Origin of the sequence: Candidatus Palauibacter sp. (assembly GCF_965197445.1) — a bacterium.
GTDB lineage: Bacteria > Gemmatimonadota > Gemmatimonadetes > Palauibacterales > Palauibacteraceae > Palauibacter.
Genome location: NZ_CBDANE010000005.1, coordinates 627,877 through 652,089 on the forward strand (window position 1 = coordinate 627,877; position 24,213 = coordinate 652,089).

The 24,213-nt window shown below is 67.1% G+C and carries 22 protein-coding genes; 15 read left to right on the plus strand and 7 right to left on the minus strand.

Annotated features, from left to right (window positions below; translation table 11 throughout):
- Nucleotides 1-12: 12 nt before the first annotated feature.
- The 4 genes from ACN9M6_RS09965 to ACN9M6_RS09980 are packed head-to-tail and all read right to left on the minus strand — an operon-like array spanning nucleotide 13 to nucleotide 3,896.
- Nucleotides 13-711, minus strand: a complete 699-nt coding sequence (locus ACN9M6_RS09965) for an ABC transporter permease (RefSeq protein ID WP_419162775.1) — start codon at nucleotides 709-711, stop codon at nucleotides 13-15.
- Entirely contained in the window at nucleotides 668-1,609 is a 942-nt protein-coding gene (locus tag ACN9M6_RS09970; protein ID WP_419162776.1) for a substrate-binding domain-containing protein, read from the minus strand. Before ACN9M6_RS09970 ends, ACN9M6_RS09965 begins: the two co-directional genes overlap by 44 nt.
- A complete protein-coding gene (locus ACN9M6_RS09975) occupies nucleotides 1,591-2,937 on the minus strand; it encodes an ABC transporter permease (protein ID WP_419162777.1) in 1,347 nt (448 codons plus the stop codon). The genes ACN9M6_RS09970 and ACN9M6_RS09975 overlap by 19 nt, the downstream gene beginning before the upstream one ends.
- Entirely contained in the window at nucleotides 2,934-3,896 is a 963-nt protein-coding gene (locus tag ACN9M6_RS09980; protein WP_419162778.1) for an ABC transporter ATP-binding protein, read from the minus strand. The genes ACN9M6_RS09975 and ACN9M6_RS09980 overlap by 4 nt, the downstream gene beginning before the upstream one ends.
- 161 nt (nucleotides 3,897-4,057) lie before the next feature.
- Here ACN9M6_RS09980 and ACN9M6_RS09985 point away from each other — a divergent pair, with 161 nt between their 5' ends.
- Complete coding sequence (locus tag ACN9M6_RS09985) at nucleotides 4,058-4,249, plus strand: AbrB/MazE/SpoVT family DNA-binding domain-containing protein (protein ID WP_419162779.1); 192 nt, start codon at nucleotides 4,058-4,060, stop codon at nucleotides 4,247-4,249.
- Here the strand turns inward: ACN9M6_RS09985 and ACN9M6_RS09990 are convergent.
- Together ACN9M6_RS09990 and ACN9M6_RS09995 are read right to left on the minus strand one after the other, a co-directional pair.
- Nucleotides 4,246-4,986 (minus strand): ubiquinone/menaquinone biosynthesis methyltransferase, encoded by a 741-nt coding sequence (locus ACN9M6_RS09990; protein ID WP_419162780.1) that lies wholly within the window; start codon nucleotides 4,984-4,986, stop codon nucleotides 4,246-4,248. The genes ACN9M6_RS09985 and ACN9M6_RS09990 overlap by 4 nt on opposite strands.
- A 45-nt stretch (nucleotides 4,987-5,031) precedes the next feature.
- Nucleotides 5,032-6,960 carry a YfbK domain-containing protein gene (locus tag ACN9M6_RS09995; RefSeq protein ID WP_419162781.1) on the minus strand — a complete coding sequence of 643 codons (1,929 nt, stop codon included), beginning with the start codon at nucleotides 6,958-6,960 and terminating at the stop codon, nucleotides 5,032-5,034.
- Between the two features lie 175 nt (nucleotides 6,961-7,135).
- On the opposite strand from ACN9M6_RS09995, the gene ACN9M6_RS10000 reads away from it, so the two are divergent.
- Nucleotides 7,136-7,513 (plus strand): hypothetical protein, encoded by a 378-nt coding sequence (locus ACN9M6_RS10000; protein WP_419162782.1) that lies wholly within the window; start codon nucleotides 7,136-7,138, stop codon nucleotides 7,511-7,513.
- Nucleotides 7,514-7,540: 27 nt separating this feature from the next.
- Here ACN9M6_RS10000 and ACN9M6_RS10005 read toward each other — a convergent pair whose 3' ends face one another.
- Nucleotides 7,541-9,028: an anthranilate synthase component I family protein gene (locus tag ACN9M6_RS10005; RefSeq protein ID WP_419162783.1), complete on the minus strand. Its 1,488-nt coding sequence runs from the start codon at nucleotides 9,026-9,028 to the stop codon at nucleotides 7,541-7,543.
- A 184-nt stretch (nucleotides 9,029-9,212) separates the two neighbouring features.
- Between ACN9M6_RS10005 and rocD the strand changes: the two genes are divergently transcribed.
- The 13 genes from rocD (at nucleotide 9,213) to ACN9M6_RS10070 (ending at nucleotide 24,051) form a co-directional block, all read left to right on the plus strand.
- Nucleotides 9,213-10,430, plus strand: coding sequence for an ornithine--oxo-acid transaminase (rocD, locus tag ACN9M6_RS10010; RefSeq protein WP_419162784.1), 1,218 nt, complete (start codon nucleotides 9,213-9,215; stop codon nucleotides 10,428-10,430).
- A 164-nt stretch (nucleotides 10,431-10,594) separates the two neighbouring features.
- A complete protein-coding gene (locus ACN9M6_RS10015; protein ID WP_419162785.1) occupies nucleotides 10,595-11,137 on the plus strand; it encodes an RNA polymerase sigma factor in 543 nt (180 codons plus the stop codon).
- Nucleotides 11,131-12,165, plus strand: coding sequence for a hypothetical protein (locus tag ACN9M6_RS10020; protein WP_419162786.1), 1,035 nt, complete (start codon nucleotides 11,131-11,133; stop codon nucleotides 12,163-12,165). The genes ACN9M6_RS10015 and ACN9M6_RS10020 overlap by 7 nt, the downstream gene beginning before the upstream one ends.
- Before the next feature lie 23 nt (nucleotides 12,166-12,188).
- Nucleotides 12,189-13,898, plus strand: a complete 1,710-nt coding sequence (locus ACN9M6_RS10025; RefSeq protein ID WP_419162787.1) for a HEAT repeat domain-containing protein — start codon at nucleotides 12,189-12,191, stop codon at nucleotides 13,896-13,898.
- Nucleotides 13,899-13,978: 80 nt separating this feature from the next.
- The gene (locus ACN9M6_RS10030) at nucleotides 13,979-15,004 is read left to right on the plus strand and encodes a hypothetical protein (protein ID WP_419162788.1); all 1,026 of its coding nucleotides are present in this window, start codon (nucleotides 13,979-13,981) and stop codon (nucleotides 15,002-15,004) included.
- The gene (locus ACN9M6_RS10035; RefSeq protein WP_419162789.1) at nucleotides 15,001-16,239 is read left to right on the plus strand and encodes a 6-bladed beta-propeller; all 1,239 of its coding nucleotides are present in this window, start codon (nucleotides 15,001-15,003) and stop codon (nucleotides 16,237-16,239) included. Before ACN9M6_RS10030 ends, ACN9M6_RS10035 begins: the two co-directional genes overlap by 4 nt.
- Before the next feature lie 68 nt (nucleotides 16,240-16,307).
- On the plus strand, nucleotides 16,308-16,613 hold the full coding sequence (locus tag ACN9M6_RS10040) for a hypothetical protein (protein WP_419162790.1): 306 nt from the start codon (nucleotides 16,308-16,310) through the stop codon (nucleotides 16,611-16,613).
- A 255-nt stretch (nucleotides 16,614-16,868) separates the two neighbouring features.
- Nucleotides 16,869-17,849: a hypothetical protein gene (locus tag ACN9M6_RS10045; RefSeq protein WP_419162791.1), complete on the plus strand. Its 981-nt coding sequence runs from the start codon at nucleotides 16,869-16,871 to the stop codon at nucleotides 17,847-17,849.
- Nucleotides 17,850-17,863: 14 nt separating this feature from the next.
- Nucleotides 17,864-19,084: a hypothetical protein gene (locus ACN9M6_RS10050; protein WP_419162792.1), complete on the plus strand. Its 1,221-nt coding sequence runs from the start codon at nucleotides 17,864-17,866 to the stop codon at nucleotides 19,082-19,084.
- A gap of 242 nt (nucleotides 19,085-19,326) precedes the next feature.
- Nucleotides 19,327-20,430, plus strand: coding sequence for a hypothetical protein (locus tag ACN9M6_RS10055; RefSeq protein ID WP_419162793.1), 1,104 nt, complete (start codon nucleotides 19,327-19,329; stop codon nucleotides 20,428-20,430).
- Nucleotides 20,427-21,668 (plus strand): hypothetical protein, encoded by a 1,242-nt coding sequence (locus ACN9M6_RS10060; RefSeq protein WP_419162794.1) that lies wholly within the window; start codon nucleotides 20,427-20,429, stop codon nucleotides 21,666-21,668. The genes ACN9M6_RS10055 and ACN9M6_RS10060 overlap by 4 nt, the downstream gene beginning before the upstream one ends.
- Complete coding sequence (locus ACN9M6_RS10065; protein WP_419162795.1) at nucleotides 21,665-22,837, plus strand: 6-bladed beta-propeller; 1,173 nt, start codon at nucleotides 21,665-21,667, stop codon at nucleotides 22,835-22,837. The genes ACN9M6_RS10060 and ACN9M6_RS10065 overlap by 4 nt, the downstream gene beginning before the upstream one ends.
- A gap of 35 nt (nucleotides 22,838-22,872) precedes the next feature.
- A complete protein-coding gene (locus ACN9M6_RS10070; protein WP_419162796.1) occupies nucleotides 22,873-24,051 on the plus strand; it encodes a hypothetical protein in 1,179 nt (392 codons plus the stop codon).
- Nucleotides 24,052-24,213 lie beyond the last annotated feature (162 nt).

Sequence of the window (24,213 nt, forward strand, 5' to 3'; positions counted from 1 at the left end):
CGGGCCGGGCGTTCACGCTACCGTGCCGCGGCGGAGCGACCGCCGCCCGAACAGCAGCAGCAGCGCGTTCACGCAGAGGGCGATGACCATCAGGACGATCCCCATCGCGATCGCGACATCGAAGTTGCCGCGGCGCGTCTCCAGCACGATCGCGGTCGTCATCACTCGGGTCTCACCGAGGATGTTGCCGCCCACCATCATCACCGCGCCCACTTCGCTGATGATGGCTCCGAACCCCGCAGCGACCGCCGCCACCAGCGAAGTCCGCACCTCTCGCAGCTGGAGGAGGATCGCCTGCCAACGGCTTGCGCCGAGCGCGCGCGCCTGGAGCGCGATGTCGGGCGGGATGCCCTCGGCGGCGGCGAGGCTCACGGCGGCGATGTACGGGCCCGCAATAATCGCCTGTGCGCCGATCATCGCGGCGGGGGTATAGAGGAGGTGAAGGTCTCCCAGCGGACCGGAGCGCGACAGGAGGAGGAAGACCGCGAGGCCGACGACCACGGGTGGGAAGGCGAGCCCGGCGTTGATGACCGCGACCAGGGGTAGCCGGAGCCGGAACCGCGCCAGACCGACGGCGATCCCGATCGGAAGTCCGATGACCATGGCCACGAGGAGCGCCGATCCGCTGATCTGTAACGAGCGGAGGATGACGTTCCAGACGTACAGGTCACCCGACGTGATGAGCCGGAGAGCCTCGAGCAGCGGATCCACGACCTGAATCTGCGATGGAAAGGGAGTCCCCTTCAAGCGCGGGCGCGCCGTCGGGAGGCGCGGCATCCTCGAAAGTCCACGGGATGAAGAGGGGTTCGTCCCCACCACGAACCCGGAACTCGTCGATCGCACGGCGTCCGGTCTCGGATAGAAACCAGTCGGCGAGGACGGCCGCCACCCCCGCTCGCAGCGCGGCCCGCGGCTCCAGAAGCGAGTAGACATTGCGCAGCGCGGGGTGGTCCGCCACGAGCGCTTCGAGTTCCAGCACGTCCGACAGCACGGTGAGGGTGGCACCGTCCGTGAGCGCGTACGCAGTCCGCTCGTTCGCCACGTGGAGGGTGGTCGCCTGCCCCTGTCCGGACTCGACGTACCATGCGCCGCGCATCGTCACGCCGGCCTCGCGCCAGAGAGCGACCTCCCGATAGTGCGTGCCGGAACTGTCCCCCCGAGAGACAAACCGGTGCCCATCCCTCGCGATCGTCGCGAAGGCCTCCGCGGGGGACTCGGCCTCCCGGATTCGCGCCGGGTCTCCAGGCGGACCGACGATCACGAAGCTGTTGTACATGACGGGGCGCAGTCTCGGCGCGTGACCGGCCGCGATGAAGCGCGCTTCGGCGTCCGGTGCATGTACGAGCAGGAGGTCCACGTCGCCGGTGCGACCGAGTTCGAGCGCCTCGCCACTCCCCGCGATCACGGTACGCACCCGCACCCCGGGGTGGTCGTCGTTGAAGCGGGAGATCAGGTGTTCGAGCAGGCCGGAGTCATAGGTGGACGTGGTCGCTCCGAGCACGATGGCATCCGGGTCGGCCCGGCACGCCCCGGCGCACACCCCGAGGATGAGAGCGAAGACGGGCCCCGGCGCCCTGCGGGTACGGGCTGCTAGCCGTGCCGTATCCATCGCACAACCTGCGGCAGGTTGGCGCGCTGTCCCTTGATGAGGATTCCCACGCGATAGATGCGTCCGGCGACCCACGCCACCCCGAGCACGGACAGGGCCAGAAGGACCACCGCTGCGAGCCACTGCCAGACCGGCACCGACGCAATGAACAACCGGGCGGTCATCACCAGCGGACTGAAGAACGGGATGATCGAAACGACGACGGCCCATCCGGCGTTCGGGTTCTGGATCACCCCCTGGACCGCCATGAAGGGCAGGATGATGAGCATCATCACAGGCAGCATTGCCTGCTGCGCGTCGTGCTCGTTGCTGATCGTCGCGCCGGCCCCGGCAAACATCCCCGCATAAAGCAGGTAGCCGAGAACCAGGAATACGAGCACGAGTGCGAGAGTCCCCCAAGGGATCGGGAGGTTCGCGATGTCGATCCCCGCCTCGGCGAGCGCGGACGCTCCGGCCGTGAGGCCATAGATCGCGCCGATCGCGAACACGGAGCTCCAGACCGCCATTTGAGCGATGCCGACGGCGCCGACACCCACGATCTTGCCCAGCATCAGCTCCCACGGGCGCAGCGAGGAGACCATGACCTCGACGATGTCGGACTGCTTCTCCTCGAGGATCGCCCGCACGACCATCTGTCCGTAGATGAGCAGAACAAAGTAGAAGAAGAACGCGATGCCCAGACTCAGCCCTCGGTAGAGATCCTGGGATCGGGCCTCACCGGACTCCGTGACGTTCACGACGTCGAACGACATCCGCCGGAGGAGAGCCCCCGGATCGACGCTCTGCACGCCCACCGACCGCAAACGTGCCCTCACCGAAGCCCTCTGGAGCGCCGAGCGGATTGAACTTTCGACGACGGAGGGCACGTTGTCCCGCGCCAGCAGCGTCGTCTCCCGATCTTCCGCGTCCTGCCCGGCGGCTTCCGCCGCGCTCTCCCCCGACGCCGAGTCCGGCATCACGGCCGCCCGCGTACCCGCCACGCGCGGGATCATCAGCAACAGGTCGTACGTGGAGGACAACAGCCGTGCCCTCGCTTCGTCGATCGACAGCCCCTCCATGTCGGTGGCCCGCACGGCGTCGATCGAGTCCGCCACCAACTCTTCCACGAGCAGGTCGCCGATGAAGTCCGCGGGATCCGCGATCCCGATGACCCTCCGCGTCTCTCCCGCATCCGTCGCCCCCCGGACCACCAGAAAACCGGCAAGGACCATGAGGCCGAGGATCAGCACGGGAAGGCCCAGCGTAGAGAGCAGGAACCACTTCGACTTCACACGGAGCATGAACTCCCGGCGGACCACGGCCGCGACCTTTGGCGTGAGCGGGTTCATGCCGCTGCCTCGTCGCCTTCGCTCTCGTCCTGGTGCGATAGCCCGGCCTCCGTGGCTTTCTCAATGAAGATCTCCCGGAGGGAAGGTTCGATCAGCTCGAAGCGGGAGATCAGGGCTCCGCTGCGGACCGCCAGCCGCAGAAGCTCCTGGGGGTCCGCGCCTTCGTGCATGCGGACCTCCACGTACCGGCCATGCGAAGCGATGCGTTCGATGAGGTGGGGCGCGCCGAGGAACTCCGGGTTGCCCTCGAACGAGATCGCGACAGCCTGACGCCCCGCGGCCGCCTTGATGTCACGCAGCCGGCCGTCCAGGACCTTGGTCGCGCCCGCGATCATGCAGACGCGCTCGCACAGCCGCTCCGCGTCCTCAATGAGGTGTGTCGACAGCAGGATCGTTGCCCCGGCGCGCCGGCGCTCCAGGATCATCTCCTTGAACAGTTCCACGTTGAGCGGATCGAGGCCGCTGAACGGCTCGTCGAGCACCAGCAGATCCGGCTCGTGCAGGATCACGGCGAGGAACTGGGTCTTCTGGGCCATCCCCTTGGAGAACGTCTCGACCTTGTCGTCCGCCCGATCGCCGAGACCCACCGCCTCCAGCCCGGCCCGCGCGCGAGCCAGCGCTTCCTTTCGCCGGATTCCCTTGAGCTGGCCGAAGAAGGCGAGGTGGTCGACGGCCGTCATCTTCTGGTACAGTCCCCGCTCTTCGGGGAGGTATCCCACGCGGGGCCGCATCTCCTCGATGTTGCTCGACCCGAACATCTCGACCGAGCCGGTGTCAGCCCCGATGATGTCGAGGATCATGCGGAGTGTGGTGGTCTTTCCCGCGCCGTTGGGTCCGATGAGCCCGTAGATCGAGCCCGTCGGAACCTCGAGGTCGAGATCGCGGACCGCGGTCTTCTTGTCGTAACGCTTCGTGACGCCCTGCAGGCGGATCGCCGGTGTATTCACGGCTCCGATCATATCGGCCACTCCCATCCGTCGCCAACGTCGTGAGCTCCGTCGGCGCCGGCACCGCCCCTGCGAGTCGCCGATCCAACTCCGGCCTACCGCGAGAGCGATCGAATCGCCATTATCATGGGCTCCGTCGCTTTGCCGATCCCAGCCCTTTACAGGGAGGTTAGATGGCGATCTTCCGCGTCATGTACTACCGAAATATCAACGTAGGCAGTGGCGGGCGTATCACCATTCCCCAGGATATGAGGGACGATCTGCGTCTCACCGATGGCGACGCGCTGAGGGTCCGGCTCGAGGAGAGCGAGGCCGGCCAGCGCCAGTTCACCGTGTGGAAAGCAGAAACCAACCCCAATCGCTAGCGGCGATCTCCGTAGTTCACGGACATCGTCCCCATCATCAGGTCTTCGTAGCCGCACCCTTCGAAGCCGGTGGCTTCCATCCTCCTGACGATCTCCCGTTGACCCGGGAACCTCCTCAGAGACTCCGGAATGTAGACGTATGACTCCGGGTCGCGGTGGAGCACCCACCCGACCACGCGTGTGGAGGCGTTCAGGTAGCCGAAATAGACGCGGCGGAGCGCGGCCCAATCCGGGTGCCCGAAGTCGAGCGAGATCAACCGGCCTCCCGGACGCAGGCAGCGGAAGCTCTCCGCCAGGCTGGCGTCAAGGTCGGGGAAGTTCCTAAGGCCGTAGCCGACGAGCACGCGGTCGAAGGCGCCATTGGGGAAGGGCAGCCGCTGGGCGTCGGCCCCGATCCACCCATCGACGGTCGCGTCGGCTTTCGCGCGGCCGATCCGCATCATCTCCGGCGTGAGGTCCGCCGCGAACACCTGGATCTCGAACGTCTCCCGGGAGGCGAGTTCGAGTACGCCGCGGGCGAGGTCTCCGGTGCCGGCGGCAAGGTCGAGCACTCGGTGGCCCGGGCGCAGGTCGGCCAACCGAAGGAGCCGACGCTTCCAGCGGCGGTGAAGGCCCAGCGACATGACATCGTTGGTCAGGTCGTAGCGGTCGGCCACGCCCGCAAACAGGCGGCGGACGTAGCGTCTCTTGTCCGCCGGCCGTTCGATCTGGCCGGAGATGCGTCGGTTCAGCTTCAACTCGGGCGGCTCCTCCCCGGTGCGGCGGCGGGACGAGCCGCAAGGTTAACGCTGTCGGTCCTCGATCGCTGCCGTCCCGAGCAGCTTCAGGTCGCGAGCCGTCTCCACAAGACGGATGAACTCTCCCCGGTACCCGCGCGGGTCCGTCCCCCTGCCGAGCTCGGCCAGGCCGATCACGTCGTCGAGCGTGTAATCGCCGGCGTGTGGCGAGTCCCGCAGCAGCATGCCGAACCCGGCCACCGCCGCGGCGAAACGGAAGCCGCCCGACGGGGAGGTCACTCGGTCCGAGACGGCATGGGCCAGCAGCTTGCTCTCCGTGCCGTCCGGCGCCTTGTAGCGGACCTTCACGTAGAGCAACTCGTCCTCAAAGGTGCTCGTCGCCGCCTCCTCCACCGGTGGCGGATCGGCCGTCGGCTGGTAGCGCAGCGGGTCCACGCTGCCCCGCGGCACCGGGAGCCCGGCCGGCACGACCTCGTAGAGCGCCGTCACAGTATGTCCGGCACCCAGTTCGCCCGCGTCCTTCGTGTCGTCGTTGAAGTCCTCGTCGTGGAGCAGCCGGTTCTCGTAGCCGATCAACCGGTACGCGGCGGCCCGCTCGGGGTTGAACTCCACCTGCAGCTTGACGTCTTTCGCGACCGTGAGGAGCGTCCCGCCCATCTCCTCCACGAGTACCTTCCGTGCCTCGAGGAGGCCGTCCACGTAGTGGAAGTTCCCGTTTCCGTGGTCGGCGATCTGCTCCATCTTCGAGTCCTTCAGGTTGCCGGTGCCGAAGCCCAGGACCGTCAGAAAGGTCCCGCTCTCGCGCTCCTTCTCGATGAGCTGCACCATCTCCCCGTCGCTGGAGGCGCCGACGTTGAAGTCGCCGTCGGTCGCGAGGATGACGCGGTTGTTCCCGCCTTCGATGAAGTTCTTGCGGGCTACGTCGTAAGCGAGCGCGATGCCGGCCCCGCCGGCCGTGCTTCCCCCGGCCTCGAGTTGCTGCACCGCCTGGAGGATCTTCCCGCGCTGGTTCCCGGGCGTCGAGGGGAGCACGAGGCCGGCCGCCCCCGCGTAGACGACGATCGCGACGCGGTCGTGCGGCCTCAGTTGTTCGACGAGCAGAGCGAACGCTTTCTTCAGCAGGGGCAGCTTGTCCGGTGACGACATGGACCCGGACACGTCCATCAGGAAGACCAGGTTGCTGGGCGGCAGGTGCCCCGTCTCCACGTAGGGGGCCCGCAGCCCGACGCGGACGAGCCGATGCTCCGGCTTCCATGGCGCGTCCCACACTTCGGTCTCCACCGCGAAGGGGTGGTCTGCCGACACGTCGTCCCACTCGTAGGGGAAGTAGTTGATCAACTCCTCGATCCGGACCGCGTCGGCGGGCGGCCGCTCACCCGCCTGGATGAAACGCCGCACGTTGGCGTAAGAGGCGCGGTCCACGTCGATCGAGAAGGTGGAGAGGGGCGACGCGCTAACCAGTCGAAAGTCGTTCTCGTCGATGCGTGCGTATGACTCGGTGTTGTAGTCGGGATGCGCCTGCGCTACTCGCATTGCCGAGGCGCTGGCGCTCAGTCGCTCCACGGTGAAGGGGAGCTTGACCTGAGGGGTGGGCTCGACGACACCCGTCACGACGAGATCCTGGATCCTCAAGGCGGTCTGCTCGAGGGAGAAATCGAGCACCGCCGTCTGGTTCGCGACGACCGTGACGCTCCTACGCGTCTCCCGGTATCCGATGAGTCGAACGGCGACGACCTGCCCTCCCGCCGGTACATTCTCGAGCGTATAGGCGCCGGCCGCGTCAGTCAGCGTCCCGATGAGGGTTCCCGGGACGAAGACCTGGGCGCCCGCGATGGCGGAGTTGCCAGCCGTATCGACCACCTTCCCCTGGATGGTTCCGGTCGCCGATTGCGCGCTCACCGGGGCGGGGAGCGCGATCGCGAGCGTCAGCGAAAAGACAAGGCCGATCCGGGCTGAAATCCTCTGTACGTCCATGGTCGTATCGCTCCCTCGATTCGTCGGAGGGGCCAACCGAATCGTTCCCGTTGTGCGGCGGCCCCACGTACACCCTTAGACGCCGCGAGTCGCGAAAAGGTGACATCCCCTCTGTGCGGAAGGGGCTAAACCCATGGGACTGGCACCTTAACGGCAAATGGTATACTATGTATACATGCCGCTACCCCGTCCCCTGTGTACGCGCCTGTCGCGGGAACTCGAGTCGGAACTCGAACGCGTCTTCCGCGAGCAGCAGTGGAGTCCCTCGGAGGGATTGCGGCAGATCCTCCACGAATGGCTCGGTGCTCAGAAGTACCCGCAGATCGAGTTCCGGGAGACTCGGGCGGGTCGTCGGGCGGCGTTGCGCGGCGGGCCGGAAGTGTGGGAAGTCGCCGCCGCGGCGGGACCGGCGTGCGCGATGAGCGCGGCAGTGGGCCAGAGGTTCGCGGGCACCCGGACGGAAGCTCTCGAGGAAGCGCTCGCCTACGCGAAGGAAAACGCGGCCGAGATCGACCCCATCGTGGCGCGCGAACAGAGGGTCGCCCGGTTCTAGCAGCGTGGTGAAACTCCCGCGGGGGCGCTATACGTCGGCCAACGCCTCCAGGAGCACGCGGGCCTTGTGCCGAGTCTCTTCCCACTCGCGCGCGGGTTCCGAATCGTAGACGACTCCGGCCCCTGCCTGGGCGTACACGCGGTCCTCGATCGAGAGCAGCGTCCGGATCACGATCGCCATGTCGAGACTCGTTGCGCCGTAGCCCACGTATCCCGCCGCCCCGCCGTACGGCCCGCGCCGCGTCGGCTCGAGTTCGTCGATGATCTCCATCGCACGCACCTTGGGAGCGCCCGTCAGGGTGCCGGCCGGGAAGCAGGCCTGGAACGCGTCCACGGCGTCGACTCCCGCTCTGAGCGACCCGGCGACCTCGCTGACGAGGTGCATGACGTGGCTGTAGCGTTCGATCTCCATGAAGCGCGAGACCTCGACGGTGCCGGGCCGGGCGACCCGCCCCACGTCGTTGCGACCCAGATCGACGAGCATGAGGTGCTCCGCCCGCTCCTTCTCATCGGCGAGCAGCTCCCGAGCGAGCTGTTCGTCCTCCTCGGGGTTGGCGCCGCGCGGGCGTGTGCCGGCGATCGGCCGCACGGTCACGCCCCCGTCCTCGACCCGGACCAGAGTCTCGGGGGACGAGCCGATGAGGCGCATTCCGTCCAGTTCGATGAAGAAGAGGTAGGGCGACGGATTGCTGCGGCGAAGCGCGCGGTACAACTCCAGCGGGTCGCCCCCGAAGCGGGCGCCGGCGCGCTGGGAAACCACGACCTGATACGCATCCCCGGCCACGATGTACTCGCGAATCCGATCGACGGCCGATTCGTAGTCTTCTCGCGAGCGATTTCCCGAGACCTCGGGCCCACCCGCCGGTTCCGCGCCGAGCCGTCCCAGCCCATGTGGCTCTTCGAGCCCGCGAACCCAGTCGGCCAGCCGATCGCGCGCATCCCCGTAGATCCCGGCCAGGTCTTCGTCGGCCTCCGTGATCGGCACCGCTGCCACCGCGAAGGCCCGGGAATAGAGGTTGTCGATGATCAGGACCTGCTCCGTGGCCATGAAGCAGGCGTCGGGCACGCACATGTCATCGGGCGGCGCGTGTGGCAATCGCTCGAGCCAGCGCACGGTGTCGTAGCCGAAGAAGCCGACGGCCCCTCCCCAGAACCGGGGCAGGGCGGGAACCTCGACCGGTTCGTAGCGGGTGATCCAGGCCTCGAACGCCGCGAACGGATCGGTCGTCGGTTGAGGATCGCCCCAGCCCGTGGCGGGCCTCCAGCGCCGGATCTCCGATCCGTCCAGGCGCCAGGCCTCGCGGGGTGCGGAGCCGAGGAAGCTGAACCTCGCCCAGCGCTCCCCTCCCTCGACCGATTCGAGCAGGAAGGAGAACGGCCCGCGGCGGAGTTTGGAGAACGCGGTGACCGGCGTGTCGAGGTCGAACGGGATCTCGATCGCGACAGGAACGATCCGGCCGGATTCGGCCAGCCGGGAGAACTCCGTGAAGTCGGGGATGACGGACGTATCGCTCATCCGGGCAAGGTAGCAGCCCGTGGCTGGACACGGGAAAACGCGGGTCCCGGATCATCTTGCCGCCGGCGGGGTTTGAGCCTACCGTTTCAGGTCCTGTTCAATCCGGTGAGACCGGTTCCGGTCCGCCACGGACTGCCAAGGCACAACCAATGGTCGAGATCGCTCGACCGCCTATGAGGAAGCGATGAACACCAGCGAATATCTCTTTCAGGTCGACAAGTGGAGCGCGCACAACTACCACCCGCTCCCCGTCGTGCTCGAGCGCGGGCAAGGCGAGTGGGTATGGGACGTCGAGGGCAACAGGTATCTGGACATGCTGAGTGCCTATTCGGCGGTGAACCAGGGCCACCGTCATCCGCGTATCATTGCGGCCCTGCGTGAGCAGGCCGAGAAGCTCACGCTCACCTCCCGTGCCTTTCACAACGACCGCATGGGACCCTTCCTCCAGCAGCTGTGCGAGACGACGGGGTTCGAGCGCGCGTTGCCGATGAACACGGGCGCCGAGGGCGTCGAGACGGCAATCAAGGCGGCCCGCAAGTGGGGGTACACGGTCAAAGGCGTGGCCGAGGACCAGGCCGAGATCATCGTCTGCGAGCAGAACTTCCACGGCCGGACCACCACGATCGTGGGCTTCTCGTCGGATTCCGGTTCGACCTTCGGCTTCGGTCCCTTCACGCCGGGGTTTGTGCCGGTCCCCTACGGTGACTCCGACGCGCTCGAGGCCGCGATCACGCCGAACACGGTTGGTTTCCTCGTCGAGCCGATCCAGGGCGAGGCGGGGGTCGTGGTCCCGCCCGAGGGATTCTACGCTCGGGCGCTCGACATCTGCCGGTCGAACAACGTCCTCATGATCAATGACGAGATCCAGACGGGTCTGGGACGGACGGGCAAGCTGTTCTGCGCCGACTGGGAGGGTGATCGCGGCGACATCATGATCGTCGGGAAGGCGCTCGGGGGCGGTGTGTTCCCGGTCTCCGGCATCCTCGCCAACTCCGAGGTGATGGACGTCTTCCACCCGGGAGACCACGGGTCGACGTTCGGCGGCAACCCGCTGGGGGCCGCGGTCGGCATGGCGGCGCTCGATGTGATCCGGGATGAGGATCTGCCGGCGCGGTCGAACGAGCTGGGTTCCTGGTTCAAGGGAGAGCTGGAAGCGATCGGTTCGCCTCACGTCGATCACGTGCGGGGTCGCGGCCTGTTCATCGGCCTCGTCATCCGGGATGAGTCCGGGTCGGCTCGCCCGTTCTGCGAGGCGCTGCAGGCGCGCGGGATTCTCGCCAAGGAGACGCACGAGCAGGTGATCCGCTTCGCCCCGCCGCTCACGATCGAGAAGGCGAGTCTGGAATGGGCGCTGGAACACATCGCCGAGGTGATCGAGGGCGCGGCAGTCGCCGTCGCCTGATTGACCCCCGCGGGGCCGGGGCGGACTCCCGCCCGGCCCCTGCCCCTTCATCGGCCCGGCCCGCACCCCGCGGGCCGGCCGATCCCCGCGCAACTAATCCCCCGTTGGCTGTGTCACCGGTCTGTAAGCGAAAGAACCGGCGTGGACCCGGAGACCCTGCCACGGTGACGGAACCACAACTCATCCAGCGGCTTAAGGACGGGGATCAGGACGCTGCGCGCGTGTTGTACGACGCGCACATCGACCGTGTGTTCCGGATCTGCTACCGGTTCGCGGGCGAGGATCATCTCGCGCAGGATTTCACTCAGGAGACGTTCGTGCGGGCGTTCACGAAGATCGACACGTTTCGCGGCGAGTCCGCGTTCGGAACGTGGCTGGGGTCCATCGCGACGACGGTGTCGCTGAACGGACTGCGGAAAGTGAAGCGCTTCCGCGGCCGCGAGACGGTGCTGCACGACGATCTTCGCGCGAGCGGCGGGCCGCGCGGGGTCGAGCCGGACGTCAAGGCTCGGCTTCACCGGGCGATCGATGAACTGCCCACCGGCTACCGGACGGTGTTCCTCCTCCACGATCTCGAGGGATACACGCACGAGGAGATCGGGAAAATGCTCGGGATCAAGGCCGGTACATCCAAGTCACAGCTCTTCCGGGCCCGCGGTCGCCTGCGGGAAGAGCTCGCGGACTTCGCGGGGGAGTGGGCGTGTTGAAGAATCGCATGGACGACGCGGACCGGTTCGCGAAGTTCCTCCGGAGGGAGGCGGCGGGCTACCACGCCCCCCCGGACGCTCCCGCGGACGCGATGTGGACGGAGATCGAGATCCGCCTCGCCGGAGATGCGCTCCAGGTGGGAGGCACGGCGAGCCGGGCCGTGGACTCGGCCGAGGAGCCGTTCGAAGCGTTGGGCTATCACGAGCCGCCGCCCGCGCCGCGCGAGGCGATGTGGGAGGCCATCGAAGCCGAATGGGCCAGGCAGCGGCCGGTCGTGTCGGAGGCTCGCGAAGCGACGCACGGACCCGTTCGGCTCACCGCCGCCCGGAGGCTCGGGCGGCGTCCGCGCCGGGCGGTCGTCTGGCTGACGGGAGCCGCCGCCGCATCGGTCGTCCTGGCCGTGGCGCTCGGCCGCGGGGGGCGGCTCCCCGTCCCTGCCGGTACGAACATGGTCGCGACCGCGGCACCGGAGTCGGTCGCCGCGACCGACTCCGGACCCATCGCGTCGGCTGTCGCCGGCGAGACGCTGGTGCCCTCGCTTATCGAGGAGCCCCTGGAGACGAGTCGCGAATTCGCCGTGGCCACGCCCCCGGCGGCACCCGATCCGGCCGTCCCGCCGGGCGGCTCTGAAGCGGATCCGCCCGTCCGCGAGGCCGTCGCCTCGCCGCCGCAGCGACCCACCAGCCTCTCGCCATCGCGCGCCCAGGCCGACGAATCCGACACATTCCGGCACCTCAACCGGGCCGCCGACCTGCTTGTGATGTTCCGGACGGATCCCGGAGGCGCCGAATCCCAAAGCGACCTGGCCAGGTGGGCACGCGAGACACTCGTTGAAACCCGTTCGCTACTCAATACACCCGTTGCGGAAGGCGAGCGTGAACGGGCGCTGCTTCAGGATCTCGAACTCGTCCTCGTCCAGATCGCGCGTCTGGGTCCGGAGGCGCCCGATTTCGAGAGAGAGCTGGCACGTGAAAGCATGGAGCAGCAGGGCATGTTGATGCGGCTTCGTTCCGCCAGCGGAACCTAGGAAGATGATCACGGAGGTATGCGATGAATAAGTGCAAGAGGAGCCTCATGGCCCTCGGAATGGCCTTGATCGGCGTCGCGGCCGTGGACACGGCTGTACTGCCGGGATCGCTCTCGCTGCTCGGAGCCAGGTCGCTCGCGGCACAGGACTCGACGACTGTTGCACCTGACTCGGCGGCCGTTCGACCACCTCGCACCTATACGCAAGAGGAAAACATGTTCGTCGAAGCCCGGCGTGCGATAAGTGCCGAGGACTTCGAGCGCGCCGCCGAGCTGTTCGCCGCGATCCGAAGCGGCCGCTTGCAGAACAAACGGTATGTCGCCGACGCCTTCTACTGGGAGGCATTCACCCGCTACCGGCAGGGCGACCTGGAGGATGCCCGGCTCCTCCTGGAAGTCCTGATGGTTGGACACGACGAGGCTCAGAGGCACGGGCGCCTCTACGCCGATGTCAGGAACCTCCACCTACAGATCCGAAGCCAGTTGGCAGCCCGCGGTGATGCCGGCGAGGCGGAGCAGCTTCTGCGCGAGGCGGAGGCGACGCTCGACCCAATGACCGGATTCGATGTGATGCCGGTTGAAGTGGGGGGTGAGATCCGTCACCTGCCAGTGGCGCTCGCGGATGTGCAGGGCCTGGCCGACACGCTGCTCAGGACGCGGCCGGACCCGCGGGATGTCACCCGACCGGACCGGGCGCAGCCCACTCAGTCCGAAACGCTGACGCAATTCACTGCGCAGGTAGCCGCCCGCTCTCAGGGCCAGGAACAGGAGGCCTGCGAAGACGTGTCGGTTCAGCTGGCGGCGCTCGAGGCGTTGATGCGGTTCGAGGAGGTCAATCGCATGCAGGTCCTGCGCGGCGTCCTGGACCGCATGGATGAATGCTCGCTGAAGCTCCACGAACAGACCGTCGTCCTCATTGCGAGGGAAGAGACGGCCGAGGCCGCAGGCCTGCTCATCGGTGTGGTGGAATACCATCCGGAGCAGTCGGTGCGGATCGCAGCCATCTCGGAACTGTGGCGTTTCGACTCGACGGCCGCCTTTACGAGGTTGTCGACCACGCTCGCGCAATCGGATGACTATCGCACCCAGGTGGCCGCGATCAACGCGCTCCGAAGGAGTCGGTACTGGGCGGGACCGTCAGGAGCCACCGCGATACAAGACCAACTCATCAACACAGCCCTCTCCACATCGAAAGAGGCGCGCATCCGCCGGGAGGCCATTCGTGCGCTTGGCCGGCGCACTGCAGTGAAGGGTGCAGTCCTCACCGGCATTTACCCTAATATCGAGATTGATGGGCTCAAGGAGAGCCTGCTGAACGCGCTGGAATCGAAGATAAGTGCAACCGGGGATGAGAACTCCGCTACCTGGGCGTTCGAAATCGCCTTCACGAGGACGGAATCCGCCGACGTGCGCGGCGAAGCGTTCGGCGCGTGGGCGGCCGCCCCGTCAGTGGATGTGCCACGTCTCGCCGGCCTCTTCCGGGATAGTCTCTCGGAGCCCTTCATGAGAAGGCACGCGCTATACGCGATTTACCAAAGAGCCGATTCCGATCCGAACGCCGCCCCGACGATGATGGAGCTCATCCGCGACGAGCGGGACGAGGAGGTACGGGAGCGGGGGATCTACTGGCTCGGTCGGACGGGATCGGAAGAAGCCGTGGACTTCCTTCTCCAACTGTTGCGTACGCCCCCGGCCGACACAGCGGCGCATCGCCCCGGTGGCCCGCGACATTGAGGCGCAGCTTGAACGCCGATGGTTCCTGACCGCCCTACGCGAACGACGCACCTGCCGCCAGGTCTCCGGGGAGAGTAGAGATGCGCTTCATGACAAACACGCGATCAATGCTCTGCGCCGCGGTGCTCCTGCTCACGACTGCGTCGCCGGGCGCCGGCCAGGTTATGGAAGGGCCTGACGGACCGGTCGAGTTCGTCGGGTTGAAGGAGTGGCGCGCGCGCGACCTGTTCGAGGCCATCCAGGAATTGGCTCCCGACCAGCCGTTTCACGCCTGTGCGGCCGTCATGGAGCTCGAACTCGGATTCGCCGAGGCGGCTGCCATGTCGTACAGAACCCGCGGATCCGACGAGGTCTACACCGTCGTGGTCGGCGTGGAAGACCTCACACGTGTCCGATACCGTGCGGTAGGCAGCGAAACCCTCGGTCTGCCGGACACCTGGCGGAAACTGAAGGCGACCGCCGAGGAGGACCTCTATATACTGACTTCGGCTGCGCGCACGCTCCACTCTCGCGAGGACACCGAATGGATTGGTGCCGACCCGGAAGTCCTCGAGGAGGTATGGACCCGGATCGACCGCGCAGACGGCCGACGAGATCACCGCCTCGCACACGAACTCCTGGCGAGGGATGTCTCGTGGTCCGCGCGCGCGATCGCGACGCTCGTGCTCGGCAACTTCATGGACCGGGATACGTCGTGGCACGGCCTGGTGCTCTCACTGACCGATCCGGAAGACCGAGTCACGCACGTAGCGCAGAGCCTGCTCCAGGGGTTGATCTACTCGGATAGCAGGCGCCCTGTCGAATGGTCTGCGGCGCGAGAGCCTTTGCTGGCGCACTTCGGTGGTACGAATCCGTGGTCCTTCGATCTGGTTCTGCGGGTCCTGGTTGCGACCGAAGTCGATCCGGAGTTCGGTCGGCAGTTGGCCCGAGAACGGCCAGACCTCCTGCTTGCCTATGCCGGCGCCGAGCATCGCGGGACGCGGCAGCCGGCTATCGCGTTTCTGAGAACCGTGAGCGGCGAGGACTTCGGAACAGATCTCCAGGCCTGGACAGCATGGATCAACGGTCAGTCGGACGATCGTGATCAGTCACCGCCCGCACGTTGATCGCGGGACTGAGCCAGCCGACCACCAGGGGATGCCTCGCAACCGGGATCCTCGCTCTGACCCTTTGTGTGGGGTGCGAGGACACGAGCGAAGACGCCGACAGCGGGCTTGAGGTGGTGGTCCGGGACAGCGCCGGCGTCATCATTGTCGACAACGACGCGCCCGCACCGGACTCGCGGCTGCCGTGGGAGTTCGGCGTGCAGCCATCCCTTTCGATCGGCGCCGTCGACAGCGGAGAAGCCGACCAGTTGTTCCGGGTCACCGATGCCACGCGACTCGCGGACGGCAGGATCGTGATCGCGAACTCGGGCAGCAATGAACTCAGGGTCTTCAACGCGGACGGCTCGCACGCGGCGACGTGGGGAGGCCGGGGCGAGGGCCCGGGCGAGTTCGTCAGCTACAGCCCGACCGCCGTAACCTCCTGGCCCGGCGATTCGATCGCCGCAGCGAATCCCTGGGGAACCCGCTTGTCGTTGTTCGACGCGGACGGGAACCACGGTCGCGACGTGCACCTCGACACAAGGCTGCTCAACGTGGTCGACCTGCTGCCCGACGGGGAGATCTTCACGAGTGGCAGTGGGGGACTCAGCGGGGATATGACAGGATCCTCGGGACTCGTGCGCCGGGGCGCGGAATGGGGAATCCTGGACGCGGAGGGCGCGCTGCAGGCTTCACTTGGCGAATTTCCCGGAAGCGAGTTCTACGCAATCTTCGCGGCGGACGGAAGCATCGAGGGCGGGATGCCCCACCCCTTTGGCCGCGGCACCATGGGAGCTGTATGGGGAGAACTCGTCGCGATCGGGGTGCAGGACAGTTACGAGATCAAGGCATTCGCCACGGATGGGTCGCTGGTCAGAGTCGTCCGCCGGGACGGCGACCTGGAGAGCCCTACCCAGGCCGACCTGGACGAGTACTACGCCCGGCGCTACGCGGACCTGCCGGACGAGGATCGAATCAGCAACCTGAATGCAGTGCGGGACATGCCTCTGGTGGACTCCTACCCCGCCTTCGCGGAGATCCTGTCGGATCGTGCCGGGTATCTTTGGGTGCGGGAGTATCGGGTTGCGGCGTGGACGGTCTTCGACCCGGAAGGACGGGTTCAGGGCCTCATTGAAACCCCACCCGGGCTCCGCACCTTCGAGATCGGCGAAGACTACATTCTGGGATGGGTATACGACGAGCTGGGTGTGGAATACGTGCAGCTCCGGTCGTTGTCGCGGGAGCCCTCCTCCTGACGCAAGGTCAGCATCGCCGTAACGGTCGTTCCGCAACGCTGAGGCTCACCGGTCCGGGCCTGCTGCTCGTGCCCGCGCTCATCCTCCAGGCCTGTGACTCGGGGGCGGCGCGGGTCGGAACCCTGCACTCGGATTCGGCGGGCGTGGCGATCGCCACCGCTCTCGAACCCGTCTGGGAACCCGGCGAAGGCTGGATCGTCGGCGACGAGCCCCTGGTGGAGATCGGGACTGCGTTCGGCGCGAGTGAGTATCAACTTGACGGCGTGGTCGGGGTCGTCCGGCTCGGTAAGGGCTACGAGTTCGGGAAGGGTCCGATCTTCGCTGCGGAAGCCGGACGGCTCACGGTCGCCGCCCCGGAGGCCTACGTCGTGTAGCTGGCCCTCAGTCTCGGAGCGCCGCTTGATCCCGCGCAACCAAGCCGCCGCTGACTGTGTCTGCGGTTCGGTATCGCCCGAACCGACCACGGGGAGAGAGTCATGGATCACGGCGGCCGCGGTTGTCTTCTGATACAGTGGGTCCGCGCAGGTACGTGCCTACCACTCCTCGCCTTCGCCGGGGCCTGCGGTGAGGGTGGGGCCGTTGGTGAGGGCATCTTCACGCCCGAGGTAACCCGAACGGCAGCCGTGCCGTTGAGCGAGAGCAACGAAGTCGCGCTTCTTGCGGACGGGCGCACGGCCTGCGTAATCGACTCCTACGAGGGCCAGGTCCGCTGCGTCAACGGGGAAGGCACCGTCGCGGGAGTCTTCGGGCGTGAGGGGGAAGGTCCCGGGGAGTTTGGCAATCCCGAGTACCTCGCTCGCGGAGATGAGGGAACGGTTGGGGTCGTGGATCCGGCGCTGGGCCGCTTCACGGTCTTCGAGGCATCGGGCGCCTACGTATCGAACGTGATGCTGCCGGGCAGCTTCTTTGAGCCCCTCCCGTCGTTCGGCGCTGTGGTCTCGGGTTTGTCGCTGGACTACATGGTGATGCTCGGCCGCGAGACTTCCGGATCGCTGGTGACCCGGTACGACGTGGACCTCGCCTCCGGGCAGGTCGTGCGGGAGGAAGGGTCTCCGCAGGCGACGTGGGATGTCGAGTGTGGGCAAGTCATCTACGGCATCCCGAACCGCGAGGAGGGCTGGGCCTTCGTGGCCTGCGAAGGTCATCTGATCTTCGTCGGTGACACCGGCGACGCCACCGTGCTCCGCGCGCCGATGTATGTCCCGGAACTCCCGGACGAGCGCGACGTGGCACGGCTCGAGGAGATGCTCAGGGGCTTCAACAGGCGGCGGGGCTTCCCCATCTCCGAGGGCGTCGAGGAGCGGCTGGAAAGCTATCGCGCCACCCCGAAGAACTACCATCTGTCCACGGGCGAGCAGTTGTTCGACGACGCCAACCGCTACTGGATCGCCACCCAGCGCGACCAACGCGAATGGTCCTACCTGGACGTGTACGAGAACGCCGAATACGTCGGGTCGGTGCGGGTCAGGGATCGGCTGAGGAGCTTCGACCTCCTGGGGTCGACACTGGTCGCGCTGGTCGAGCGGCAGGTCGGGCCGGACGATGGCGACGGGATTCCGGATCGGGCGCTCGACTGGTACGACATCGGAGACCTGCCATTCGGCCGGTGACAAGCCGCGTACTGATGCTGGCGACAGCCCTCGCTGCCTGCGGGGGAGACACCGGACTCACCGGCGATGCCCAGGTCCGGATGCGGGACAGCGCCGGGGTGCGGATCGTCGAGTATGCGGGGGTGCCGGAGGTCGAGCCGCCCTTCGCCCTTGCGCCGGAACCGCTGTACCGGCACGGGGCGAACCCTGGCGACTACGAATTCGAGCAAATCAACTTCGGCCGACTCTTTCCCGATGGCGGCGCCGTTCTCTCGGACGAGTGGAGCAGCGAACTGGTCGTCCTGAGCCCGGATGGCACGACGCACGAGGTGCTTGCCGGACGGGGAGAGGGACCGGGCGAAGTCGGGTATGTCGACGCCCTGTTCGCGCCGGGGCAGGACAGCGTCCTGGTGGCCGACCGGCGCCTGGGCCGCGTCACGCTCTTCGCCGGCCGTTCGATCGCGCGCGCCGCCGAGCTCCATCGGTCAAGCGGTCTCCGTGTGGCGGGCATCGGTGCATCCGGCGAGTTGCTGCTGGCGACTTCGGTGCTGTTCACCGCTCCTAACTTCCGGACCGGATTCGAAGGGGAATGGCGCCCTGGGCACATGGCCCGCGTCGACATGGAGACCGCCGCCCTCGACACGGTCGCGTCGTACGACTTCTTGACGCGGATGCCGCCGGAGCTGGAGTGGTGGGATCCGATCGAGGCGGTGGGCCAGGTCGTGGTCGCCGCCGGACGGTTCGTCTACACGAGGTCCGACCGGCCCGAGGTGACCTGGCGTCTGCCGGACGCCACCGTGACGCAGATCGTACGCTGGCAAGCCGAACCCGCCCACCTGACCACGGAACTGGTGCAGTCCGTCGAGGCCGCCCAACGAAGGAGGACCCGCGCTGAGTACCGCAGTGTTCCCGAGTCCCGGTTCGAGGAGATCCTGGAGGAGGACATGGCCACCTACCTCGCGAGCGTCGGTCGGCCGATGCCGCTCTTCGGTTCCGCGTTCACCGACGCCGAAGGACGCGTATGGCTGCCCTCCTACCGACCGGGCGGATTCCAGGAAGGCGCGTCGCCGTACACCGTCATTTCCCCGGATGGGGAGTGGCTGGGAAGGATCGAGGCTCCGCCCGGATTCCGTATCCTCGATGTGACCGGCGAGTTCGTCCTCGGGGTGTTCCGGGACGAGATGGATGTCGAGAGCGTCGTGGTCTACGCGTTGGTGGAGGGATCCTCGATCCCCGCGCAACCAAGCCGCCGCTGACTGTGTCCCCGGTTCGGCACAACTGAACAGACCACGGGGAGAGAGTCATGGATCACGGCGGCCGCGGTTGTCTCCTGATGCGGTGGGTCCGCACAGGTGCCGTCTCTCCACTCCTGGCCTTGTTCGCTCTGCCGGCTTGTGGTGTGGCGGGGTCGCAGACCGGCACGCTGCACTCGGATTCGGCCGGAGTGGCGATCGCCACCGCTGTTGAGCCGGTGTGGGGACCTGACGAGGGTTGGATCGTGAGTGAGCAGCCGCTGCTCGAGATCGGGACGGCCATCGGGGATCCCGAATACCAACTCCACGGTGTCGTGGGGGCGGTACGCCTGAGCACGGGCGACATCGTGCTCGGGGACGGGGGCTCAGGCGAACTTCGCCGCTACGACCGGGGCGGGACCTTCGTATGGTGCGCGGCCGGTGAAGGCGAAGGGCCGGGCGAACACCGTTCCCTGTCTTTCCTGGGCGTGCTCGCGGGCGACTCCCTCGTTTCCTACGACAACCGGCTTTGGCGCGTGCAGATCTTCGCTGCGGACGGTGAACTCGCCCGGACAATCCGGGTGGAGCCACCCTGGCGCGAATCTCGACCTCGATCGGCTGTGGGAGTATCGGGGCGCCAACTGATCATGAACTTCACGGACGGTGCCTACGGTGGCGCCTGGCCGGAGGTGGAGGGCGTCGTCAGATGGCCGGGGATCAGGATCGGGACCCTCGATCTCTCGGACGGGACGATCCATGCGGTGTCGGATTTTCCCGGTCAAGAGGGAGTGATACGGCGCTACGGCGAGAGCGTCGCGCACATCGGTTACGACTTCGGAAAGGGGCCACAGTTCGCCGTCGCTCCCGGGACGCTCGCAGCCGTCGATACGGAGGCGTTCCATGTACGGTCGATCTCCCTCAGGGAGGGCAGCACCGCTCGGATCCTTCGTCGCGACATCGCACCGATTCCCGTCACGAGCGCCCACGTGGATGCCGAGATCGAGGAGTACATCGAGACGAACGTCACGTACGGCGGCGTCTCGCGCGCGCAGGCCGAGGAGATGGCGCGGAGTCGGAGAGAGGATCCCAGGGCCCCGACGCTCCCCATCCTGCGCTCCATTCGCCTGGACGCGTTGGGGACCCTTTGGGTGGAGCCCTTCTTCGGCGCAGGGATAGAGGTAGGGCCCTTCGAGGTCTTCGCTGCCGACGGCACCTGGCTGGGCAGCGTCTCCGTGCCAGCCGGGTTGGAGCGAGGCTTCATCCCGGACTTCGCCCCGGGTCTGGAGATCGGTGACAACTACCTGCTCGGCGTGTGGAGTGACGCGCAGGGCGTCGAATACGTCCGCCTATATTCCCTGGACAGGCCATGACCATCCGAACGCCCCGAACGATGCGGATTCCCGGGTTCCTGCCGGCGGTCCTCGCCGGTGTCCTCTGTGGCGTCCTCCTTGTGGCGTGCGCGGGCGGCCCGGACGGCGACGGAGGGCTAGGAAGCACCGTCCGGGACAGTGCCGGGGTCACGATCGTCGAGAACGGGCGCCCGCTTCCGGATTCGCGGTTGGGCTGGCGGGTCGGCCCGGAGGCGACGGTGTTGATCGGGACGGCCGGGGGGGACCCCGCGTACGAACTCTTCCGGGTCGGCGGTGCGATGCGGCTCGCCGACGGGCGGATCGTGGTCGCCAACGCGGGGACCGGGGAGCTTCGCGTCTACGACTCGGACGGCATCCACCTCGAATCGTGGGGCGGCCAGGGCGACGGCCCCGGCGAGTTCGGCGCCATGGCTCCGGGAGGGGTGGAACCGTGGCCGGGCGACTCGCTGATGGCCACGGACTCCTTCAGCAGCCGGATCTCCATCTTCTCCACCGATGGAACCTTCGGTCGCGCCCTCAGGCTGCAGGGCGGTTACCAGCGGGTGGTCGGCCCGCTCCCGGACGGCAGAGTCTTCGCCGCCACGCTCACGACGTTCGAGCGCGGGGAGCCGGGCACCTCGGAGCTCATCCGGCCGGATCTGGAGTATGGGATCCTCCAAGCGGACGGGAGCGTGCAGCGGGACCTGGGTGCGTACCCCGGATCGGAACTGTACCTCGTCAACACGGCCGACGGGCCGCCCTGGCCCCGCAGCTATCCCTTCGATCGCCGCGCGTTCGACTTCGTTTGGGGGGATCTGGTCGTGATTACCACCAACGACCGCTACGAAATCCGCGCCTATCAGCCGGACGGGTCGCTGGCGCGGATCGTCCGTCGCGACCACGAGGCCCGCGGACCGACCCGGGCCGACCTGCGCGATTGGGTGGCCCGGCAGAATCCCGATCGGCCCGAGGCGCTGGACGCGGTTGCCGACATGCCGCTCGTCGAGGCCTTCCCCGCCTTCGCCCAGGTGCTCGTCGACCGGTTGAGTTACCTCTGGGTCGAGGAATACCGGCTGCCCGGGGAAACGCACCGGCTATGGACCGTGTTCGATCCGGAGGGCCGCGCCCTCGGCCTTTTCGAGATGCCGGGGAGCTTCGCCGTCACGGAGATCGGCGAGGACTACATCCTCGGCACGCGGCGAGACGCCCTCGACATCGAGTACGTGGAGTCCTGGCCCCTCGCCCGCTCCGGCTCATGAAGCCCGGACCGGCGATCCTGAGGAACGCGGGGATGTTCAACGGGATTCCGGTGAGCATCGCGCTGCTCCTGGGGGTTGCCGCGTGTGCGGATGGCCGTTTCCCGGCGTCGCGGGAGGTCCCGGTCTACGAGGGGTCGATCGACCTCGAGGTCGGCGAGGTCGAGGGAGAAGATCCCTACCTCTTCACGACCATCGGCTCCGTGGTGGCGGACGACCGCGGGCGGCTGATCGTCGCGGACTATCAGACCCACGAGGTGCGGGTGTTCGAGCCGGACGGTCGCTTCGCCTTTCGTTTCGGCGGTCAGGGGGAGGGTCCCGGCGAGACGACGAATCCCTGCTGCATGACGTTCGGGCCCGACGGCCTCCTGTGGGTACGGGAGAGTTACCGCTACAGCGCGTTCAGCCTCGGAGCCGCGGGCGCGGAGTACGTGCGTAGCCTCAGAAGCGTCAACGCCGCCATCAACCTGATCGCTCCGGTGACCTTCGACGCGGAGGGTCGGCTCGTCGATCTCGGGATGCCGGCCGGCGAGACCAGGTTTACGCGCTTTCATCTGGGTCCGGGCACGGCCGTGGATACGGTCCCGATGTCGGCGTCCGGGCAGCAGGCCACCGGCAGCAGCCAGATCGACGTCATGGTGGGAGATCAGGCCTTCTCATTCTTCGTCTACCAGCCCTTCGGTCCCCTATGGCTTCACGGGCACGGGCCGGAAGGTCGGTGGGCCACGGCGGTCAGTTCCGCGTACTCGGTCACGCTTCACCATCCCGACCGAAGCACCTCAGCGATCGAAGATCCACTGCGGGGACCAGAGCTCACCCCGGATGAACGCCGCCGTGCGCAGGCCCAGATCGACCGGGAGAAGGAGAGATTCGACGTGCGGGAACACCCATTCGGGATCCCCGACCGCAAACCGGTTCTGGCCGGCCTCTTCTTTGATCGCGCAGGCCGGCTGTGGGTGGAGAAAACGGGCGTCGACGGGCAGGAGATGCGTGAGGCCGACGTCTACCGCCGGGACACCCTGGTGGCGCGATATCGATGGCCGCGACGCGTCAGCCACCGCGGATCTCTCTGGGTCACCGAGACGACACTCTATGGCACGACACGCGACTCTCTCGACGTCCGGCGCGCGGCACGCGTTCGCTTCAATCGAGTCCCCGGAAGAGATCAATGACCGCCTGTGGTACAACGATCCGCGCAACGATCCTGGTGAGTGTCTTTCTGTACATCGGGTGCGACGCGTCTCCCGGCGGCGGGGGCCCGGACTTCTCCGTGCGAGACAGCGCGGGGGTCGAAATCGTCGAGAACCGCGGAAATATCTCCGAGTTTGTGCTGCCCTCCCGACCGAGACTTCGTCTGGGCCGCCAGGACGGTCCGCCCGAACACCAGCTCTTTCGCGTCACCGACGCCGTGGAACTGGACGACGGTTCGATCGCCGTCGTGAGTCAGATCGAGCCCCTCATTCGCATCTTCGCTCGGGACGGCACACTCCGTGCGTTCTTCGGGTCGCTGGGTCAGGGGCCGCGGGAGTTCGGGCTGCCGCAGCGTGTATGGAAGGCCGGGGCCGATTCTCTCGTCATCTATGACTGGCGGAATCGAAGGCTCGCCTACTGGACTGCCGGCGGGAGGTTCCTCGAGGTCAGCCCCATGCGCCCGCTCCCGGCCGCCCCGCTCCCCGGCGGGCGCTTCCTGGACGGCAGTCTCCTCGTCGCCAGCCTGCTGATGGTGAGATCGACCCAGTTCGAGTGGTCGCCGCTCATAGGGCTTCGGTACGACGGATCCGGGGCACTTCAGGACACGGTCTTCAATGTCCCCGGCTGGAATCTCGGGCCGGTCGAAGTAGAGGGCGAGACAATGTTCGTCGACCGGCTCTTCGAGGGATTGGCCGGAGCCAGGGCCCTGGAGAACGCCATCGCGTTGACGCTGGGGGACGCGTACGAAGTCCGCCTTCTGGATCTCGATGGTCGGCTGAAACGGTTGATCCGCTGGATCGGGCGCGACCGCACCGTCACCCAGGCGCATGTGGCGGCGGCACGCGAGACGGAGAGCCGCCGCGCGACGACGGAGGAGCGTCGCCAGCAGGTGCTGCGGCGCTTCGACGCGAGGCCGGTCGCCGACCAGTTCGGGACGGTCGCCGGACTTCACGCCGCCCCGGAGGGCGGCTTCTGGGCAAGAGAGATGCCTCGGCCCGGTGATCCCGAGGGAGAGCGTTGGCTCGTGTTCGATGGCGAAGGGCGCCTCCTCGGCCGGATCGCGCTGCCGCCGGGAGGGAATCTGACCCGAGTCGGCCGAGACCATCTCCTCCTCAGTGAGCGAGATGACCTCGACATCGAGTACGTATCCCTCTACTCGCTGCCCAGGGAACTGGCCGCCTCAAACGATAGCTAACCGCCACAACCCAGCTCATGGGAGAGCCACGCGGATCAAGTGTTGATTTTTCAGCATCTACTGACGTACTGTTCCCCCACCGGACCCGAAGGGGCGGTGCGAAAAGACCAACTTCGAGCGAGGAGCTGTACGATGGATGGGAGAAGTAGAAGATCAGCGATT

Excerpts from the sequence above, each read along its gene's own strand:
- ACN9M6_RS09970 (WP_419162776.1), bottom strand. The coding sequence starts at position 1,609 with ATGGATACGGCACGGCTAGCAGCCCGTACCCGCAGGGCGCCGGGGCCC.
- ACN9M6_RS09975 (WP_419162777.1), bottom strand. The coding sequence starts at position 2,937 with ATGAACCCGCTCACGCCAAAGGTCGCGGCCGTGGTCCGCCGGGAGTTC.
- ACN9M6_RS09980 (WP_419162778.1), bottom strand. The coding sequence starts at position 3,896 with ATGATCGGAGCCGTGAATACACCGGCGATCCGCCTGCAGGGCGTCACG.
- ACN9M6_RS09985 (WP_419162779.1), top strand. The coding sequence starts at position 4,058 with ATGGCGATCTTCCGCGTCATGTACTACCGAAATATCAACGTAGGCAGT.
- ACN9M6_RS09995 (WP_419162781.1), bottom strand. The coding sequence starts at position 6,960 with ATGGACGTACAGAGGATTTCAGCCCGGATCGGCCTTGTCTTTTCGCTG.
- ACN9M6_RS10000 (WP_419162782.1), top strand. The coding sequence starts at position 7,136 with ATGCCGCTACCCCGTCCCCTGTGTACGCGCCTGTCGCGGGAACTCGAG.
- ACN9M6_RS10005 (WP_419162783.1), bottom strand. The coding sequence starts at position 9,028 with ATGAGCGATACGTCCGTCATCCCCGACTTCACGGAGTTCTCCCGGCTG.
- rocD (WP_419162784.1), top strand. The coding sequence starts at position 9,213 with ATGAACACCAGCGAATATCTCTTTCAGGTCGACAAGTGGAGCGCGCAC.
- ACN9M6_RS10025 (WP_419162787.1), top strand. The coding sequence starts at position 12,189 with ATGAATAAGTGCAAGAGGAGCCTCATGGCCCTCGGAATGGCCTTGATC.
- ACN9M6_RS10030 (WP_419162788.1), top strand. The coding sequence starts at position 13,979 with ATGCGCTTCATGACAAACACGCGATCAATGCTCTGCGCCGCGGTGCTC.
- ACN9M6_RS10050 (WP_419162792.1), top strand. The coding sequence starts at position 17,864 with ATGCTGGCGACAGCCCTCGCTGCCTGCGGGGGAGACACCGGACTCACC.
- ACN9M6_RS10060 (WP_419162794.1), top strand. The coding sequence starts at position 20,427 with ATGACCATCCGAACGCCCCGAACGATGCGGATTCCCGGGTTCCTGCCG.
- ACN9M6_RS10065 (WP_419162795.1), top strand. The coding sequence starts at position 21,665 with ATGAAGCCCGGACCGGCGATCCTGAGGAACGCGGGGATGTTCAACGGG.